The sequence below is a fragment of the Paraburkholderia sp. BR10954 genome (assembly GCF_040965775.1).
Taxonomy (GTDB): domain Bacteria; phylum Pseudomonadota; class Gammaproteobacteria; order Burkholderiales; family Burkholderiaceae; genus Paraburkholderia; species Paraburkholderia youngii.
Genome location: NZ_JBFRCK010000108.1, coordinates 1 through 5,941 on the forward strand (window position 1 = coordinate 1; position 5,941 = coordinate 5,941).

Consider the following 5,941-nt stretch of genomic DNA (forward strand, 5'->3'; position numbering starts at 1 on the left):
GGATGATCCTCAGGAAGCTGAGGCTTTTTTACGCCGCTGTTCTGACCGCCTTGCTCAACCGCTCAATCGCTGTCGACTGCCAGCCGTGAGGGCAAGCGTCGTCCAAAGCGAATTATTCAGACCCGACTCACTAGACACGGTCTAAGAACGCGGATGCCTCAAAAAGTGCGTAAGCATCTGATTTGTACCGTTCCCCGTCTTGCGTAGAAGATGCAATCATCGCCTGCGACGGACACGAGTGACCGACTCTGTCCACAAACTGCGGAATGGACACAGTGCCTCAGACAGTCGAGTTACCTGCCAAGCGCCAGAATAGACGGCATCCATTGGAAAGAGACCCAGCATGCGCACGCCATGCCAGTGTCAGAGCAACTGAGCCAGCGGAACACGATGGGTGTGGAGTCGATTCAAGGACGGGCCGGGTTCGTTGCGGAACCCGGCCCGTCTGCCCTTCTGTTACCTAAGACCGTTGCAGGTCCGGTACCGAATCACTCGCAGCCTTCGGCAGCGGCCGTGCGCTGCACGCCCCAGGCACCCGTAAGCGTCCGCGGCGCGCCATTAATGCTGACCTGGATGCTCCAGGTAGCTGCCGCCACATTACCCGCGAAGCGGCCATTGAACTGCGCGCCGCTCGAGACTGCCACCATTGATGGCCAGCGTGCCGTCAGTGTTGACGACGCCGCCGATGTTTCGTCCGCCGCGACGCCGCGCTGCCGCGCGACTCCTTCCGCACCCATTGGCCACATCCGCCGGCAACCGCCGACAGACGATCGTCCTTTCGCTTCGCAGCCTCGCGCGCCTCCCGTTCGATCTGCCGCGACCGCGCCCTTAGGCTTGCGCAGCTTGCGGCGCATCCACTTGTGGACCCGCCGGACGCGGCGCGAGACGGTCCGGCCTTCCGTCTTTTGAGCGGAACGGTGCAGAAAATTGCCACTCCTGGGACCAACAGCAGGAGGGCGGTCATGGCATTCGCGCAGACATTGAGCGGCTCGGGGTTCAGCCACGCGTAGTTGCTGCCAACAAGGACGATACCCAGCAGTACGGCGGACGCACTGATGAAGGCCTTGGCGATGAACAGCGCGACCCATTTCCACGCGAAGACCACAAACCGCGAGCGCCGGGCCGCGCCGCTGGCGCCCGCGACGAGATACGCGCACCACTGCGGCAGGACGAACATCGCCAGGCTGCCTAGCAGCAACGTGCATTCGTCGTTCACCGCAAGAAACCACTCGGCGCCCTGGGCAATGACCCGCGCCACGAGGTTTCGAGCTACGCCGTCGAACCCGAACATCCCGGCATTGCCTGACCACCAAAGCAACCCGACACTGGCAAAGAATGCGACAAAGAACGCGAGCCACATCGGGAAGATCGCCTCTGGCTCACCCTTCGCTTTCTGGTTGAGCACCCAGCCCATGAATAACAGGACGCCGGCCGTGACAACTAGAACCGTCAGGTAGGGGGGCGCCAGAACGAAGCGGCTGCCTGGCGAGCTCTTGTTGAGCGTGATCGAGCGACATCCGTTGACCAGCCTGTATCGCCCAGGTCCGCTGTTGAACGGATGAAACTCCAGCACCTGGCGCTGAAGGACGTCGTTTCCAAAACTGACCGTTGTCATGTTCCGGTTGCCATCGACGCGCTGCCCGGCGCTGTCTCCAGCGGCGTCACCTGAGAGCATCACTTGCGTCTGGCTTTTATCGGACACCACATCGGCGCTGATTCGGCCCGCGTCCCCAGTGTAGTGCCCGTCGAGTTGCGGCCAGAGCACTGCCCACAGATACAACGCAATGGCGGCGATCATGGCCGTCGCGAGGCACACTCGCCGAAACCAGCTAGCGTCCCGCTCCGGCGCGACGATCAAGGCGTTTTCGCCCCGGATCCCCAGGTCCGCTGCCTCTCCATCGCCACAGTGAGCGTGATCGAGCGATGAAGATCCAGGCGAAGGGGGGCGGTCGCCGGGTGCGCCGGCGAAACGGTCAACGGCGTCTGACATGGTGCGCTTCCTTTTTTTGTCGAGATTTACCGGTATCGGCAAAAAACCCGTTATTTGAAGAGCGCGTGCAAAAAAATTTTCAGAAGGCGGCTCGACCGCCGTCAGCCTTGCTTACCCGCCTCCCCTGTTCGACGGTACTCAGCGAAACGCTCACGTATTCGGGGGATGGGCAGCTCAACCCTGTTCACCCTGCACGATTAAAGCTGCTCACGTGAGGACAGCTGCGCACACCGTGCAACTGCCGCGTGCGACAACTGACCGGATACCGCCGCACCCAGAACAACGCCAGGTGATGGAGGGGCGTGAAGCCGACTGGGGGAGACGGAGCCCACCTACCTCCCCGCCGCTCGCGCAACTAATTTCGTTGCTACCCCTGCGCGCCGCGACACTTCACGGGAGCTCTTGTCCATCAATGAGAAGCTGCCAAAACCGTTGATGCGGCAATCCATGTCCCGAAATGAAGGGTATGAAAGCCCAAGCTATCCGAGCCTCAATTTGCGGAGTATTGTTGACGCCCCGTTAGCCGGCCCCACTGTTTGAGGGTTCGTGGACAGCGCTGCGATGCCATTGAGGTGTGGCGAGGTCTACGCGAAATAGGTGCGCTACTGGGTTTGAACGGCACCCTCCAGACGGCACACCCATCCGTCCCGAACCCATTCATTTGCGATGCGAATCAGTGTTATCCAAACAATCGATTTTGTAGCTTGAGGCGAAATGCCGCATAGTCGCTTCCTGCGACGCGCGGCACAGCTTCCGACTATCCGCGCCAGAAAGAGAGCTTTCCTGACGTGCCCCGATTCAAGCGACTCCATCGGAGCGGGTATCCATCTGAACGTCAAAATTAATTTTCTGCGTGAGCGGATACGAACAACCATCGGAGCCGTGGCAATGACTGTATCGATTGTGATAGTGGGTGCCGGCTTTTGCGGGACGATGACGGCCACATGGCTACTGTCGGATCAAACCGCAAAGCCCCTGTCGATCGCACTGGTCGATGACAGCTATAGCGTTTCGCGCGGTATTGCTTATCGGTCAGACGAAGAGGGCTGGCTCCTGAACGCCCCCGCACGGACCCTCAGTGTTGAGCGGGACAACGGCAACGGCTTTATCGATTATTGCCGACTGCGGGGCCGTCCTGCCGAACCCGATGATTTCCTGCCACGTGCGTGGTACGGTGATTATCTTGCACATCTGCTAAAACAAGCCGTCGAAAACCCCGGGAAGCATCAGTTTTCTCAACATGACGGATACGCCGTGGCGCTGAAGCCCGTCGAGGATGGCCGAACGGAGGTTCATTTGCACACGGGTGTGGAGATTTCTGCCGATCACGTCGTTCTTGCGACCGGGCACAGCGATGGCCGCCGCTCCATCACTGTAGCAGCGACCGGTGGCGCTTCACTCGATCAACGTTTCCTCGCGAATCCCTGGGACGCAGTTAAACTGCCGACCGTGCCGGATGACAGCCATTTCTTCATGTGCGGGTCTGGTCTGACGGCACTCGACGTTGTTTACGCGCTGCACCGGCGCAGCGAAAAGTTGCGCTTCACGCTCATGTCCCGCCGTGGTTTGTTGCCCCAACACCACTGCCAGTCACCGCCGAGACTTCAGCCAGAAGCGCGGCGGTCGCTTCTCGATCAACTGACTGCCGGCCCTAGGCATTGCACCACTGTCGTACGCAAAGTCATTGCTGAACATCGCGCGAGAGGCGGTGACTGGCGCGAGGTGATCGATAGCCTGCGTCCAGCGGTACCGCAGATCTGGTCAAACTGGTCTGAGGCCGACCGGCGCGCTTTCGTGCGCCATATTGCGCCTTACTGGGACACACATCGTCACCGACAGCCAGCTTCCACGGCAGCGTTTGTCGCGTCACTCAGGATGAGTGGGCGTCTCTCGCTTATGGGGGGGCGAATCGAGACAATCAGCGCACATGGCGACGGGCTGCTGCTGGCTATTCGCCCGCGCGCAGCAACGGGCTCGCGCGTTGTGCACGCATCGTATTTCGTGAATTGCACCGGTGTCGGGATGGTTCCAGCGCATCGAGCTACGGCGTCAGATACAGAACCGCATGCAGATTGCATACACCGGCCTATAGCACACGTGTGTGATTCTCTTTTTGATCAGTTACGGCGCGACGGGATTGCAAAATTTGACTGGGCGGGGTTGTGTGTTGATGAGTCTTACCGCGTGGTTCGAGTCAATAGCTGTACGAATCCATCGCTGTTTTATATTGGCCCTGCGCTTAGAAGACGCTTTTGGGAGGCGACGGCGGTGCCGGAATTGCTATTGCATATCGAGCGGATGACGGAGATCATAATGCGGCAGGTTTCTGCACATTAAACGCGAGCGCATTGCCTGACAGGGGCGTGGATCCAAGCGGGTTCTGTCGCAGTAAGATCGAGAGGTCGGTCAAGACCGATATGGCATGGATTCCTTGTCCAGCCAGCGAATAGAACTGATGTGCGGGAGTTTGCCAAACGCCGCCATCGTTCAATTTCCCCTTGACGGTCATGTGCATGACTTCGATGCCACCTAGATGCTATGTGGGAGGGCAGTGGCAGTAAGCCCGACTGGAGTAAAACGGGATTTGCACACTCGTTTTCTCCGAAGGAGCACGCAAACGGGCGCGCCTGACGCAGCCCTTCCACACAGCATCTAGGGGCTGTTTACATTCGATGAAATGTACTTACATCTTGTCTTTTTCGCGAGCAGGCCAAGATGATTCGAACGTTATTGAGCGATGAAACGTCTTGCCGGGCGAGGAAGGCGATCCAGAGGACGGCTTCGACAATCGTTCGTCAGCGTAGACCGCCCGCCTTGGATCATTCGCCAGACATCGCTTCGCAACGATGCACGTTGGCTCGCATGCCATCATGCGCAAAATGGCGTGAAGCGTAATCAATAAGCGTAGGCACGTCAGGTGATACCAGCCGGTGTACGACGCACCTGCGTCGGACAAACTCTCGATGCCGCGCGTCCGGAGGCATGCATTAACGATTTGGTGACGACATGGACATGAATGGTGTGATGACGGAAGAGGACGGCGGTGCGCCGCCTTCGCCGGGGGAAGCGGCCATCCTTGAGGAAGCATGCTGGCTGGCCGACTCGGGCCGATACGCCGACTTCATAGACATCGAGAACCTGCTGCGTTTTGGTTACGGGCTGACCAATGCGCGGGCCCTGCTTGACCGGTATCCGGTTCGCAGGATGCTGAACCGCCGCTGCGCGGATGCCCGCGACGAGCGGCTGGTAGGGCAGTGCAGCATGAGATTCTGCGCTCATCCGATGGCAGAGGACGCATGACGGCATTGTCATGTTGTCAAGGGCGGTCGAGTAAGATGGCCATATGACCAAGAACAAATCGCTTTATCATGGCCATCGGTTTCCGGCAGCTGTCATTTGCTGTGCGGTTCGCTGGTACTTCCGGTTCCAGTTGAACCTGCGCGACATCGAATAGTTGCTATTCGAGCGCGGCGTCGTGGTCAGTTATAAAACTATCCGGCGTTGGTGCGACAAGTTCGGCGCGGGCTTCGCGCATCGCATTAAAGCCTCTCGCCGCAAACCGGGCGCGACATGGCACCTGGACGTGGTATTCGTGACGCTGCGCGGCGAACCCTGGCTGCTGTGGCGTGCGGTCGACCAACACGGCGTCGAACTCGACATTCTGCTCCAGAAGCGCCGCGACAAGACCGCGGCGAAACGGTTCTTCAAGCGCGTACTGGCGGCTTGCCCTGAGGTGCCAGGCAAGATCGTCACCGACCAGCTGCGAGCTACCCGGCTGCGAAAGCGGAGATCCCCGAACTGGCTAATACACGTCAGGCATGTGTTCGTCAAAGCCAGCGCCCGCGTCAACAACCGTGCTGAGAATAGTCATCAGCCAACCCGGGAACGCGAACGGCGTATGCGGGGCTTCCGCCTGCCCGAGCGTACTCAAGCTTTCCTGTCGAACTTCGG

The 5,941-nt window shown here is 59.5% G+C and carries 4 protein-coding genes and 1 pseudogene; 3 read left to right on the forward strand and 2 right to left on the reverse strand.

The window, feature by feature from the left end:
* Nucleotides 1-664: 664 nt before the first annotated feature.
* Nucleotides 665-1,990, reverse strand: coding sequence for a hypothetical protein (locus AB4Y34_RS40640; RefSeq protein ID WP_368719186.1), 1,326 nt, complete (start codon nt 1,988-1,990; stop codon nt 665-667).
* Nucleotides 1,991-2,878: 888 nt separating this feature from the next.
* On the opposite strand from AB4Y34_RS40640, the gene AB4Y34_RS40645 reads away from it, so the two are divergent.
* A complete protein-coding gene (locus AB4Y34_RS40645; protein ID WP_368719187.1) occupies nt 2,879-4,327 on the forward strand; it encodes an FAD/NAD(P)-binding protein in 1,449 nt (482 codons plus the stop codon).
* Between the two features lie 100 nt (nt 4,328-4,427).
* On the opposite strand, the pseudogene AB4Y34_RS40650 reads toward AB4Y34_RS40645, so the two are convergent.
* Nucleotides 4,428-4,523, reverse strand: a pseudogene (locus AB4Y34_RS40650) (IS6 family transposase); the annotation flags it as partial.
* Between the two features lie 491 nt (nt 4,524-5,014).
* Between AB4Y34_RS40650 and AB4Y34_RS40655 the strand changes: the two are divergent.
* Entirely contained in the window at nt 5,015-5,290 is a 276-nt protein-coding gene (locus AB4Y34_RS40655) for a hypothetical protein (protein ID WP_176369548.1), read from the forward strand.
* A gap of 154 nt (nt 5,291-5,444) precedes the next feature.
* Nucleotides 5,445-5,941 (forward strand): IS6 family transposase (locus tag AB4Y34_RS40660; protein ID WP_368719188.1); only part of this gene is annotated, 497 nt, incomplete at its 3' end.

What these genes read in the sequence shown, in the direction of transcription:
- AB4Y34_RS40640 (WP_368719186.1), bottom strand. Translation starts at nt 1,990, where the DNA reads ATGTCAGACGCCGTTGACCGTTTCGCCGGCGCACCCGGCGACCGCCCC.
- AB4Y34_RS40645 (WP_368719187.1), top strand. Translation starts at nt 2,879, where the DNA reads ATGACTGTATCGATTGTGATAGTGGGTGCCGGCTTTTGCGGGACGATG.
- AB4Y34_RS40655 (WP_176369548.1), top strand. Translation starts at nt 5,015, where the DNA reads ATGACGGAAGAGGACGGCGGTGCGCCGCCTTCGCCGGGGGAAGCGGCC.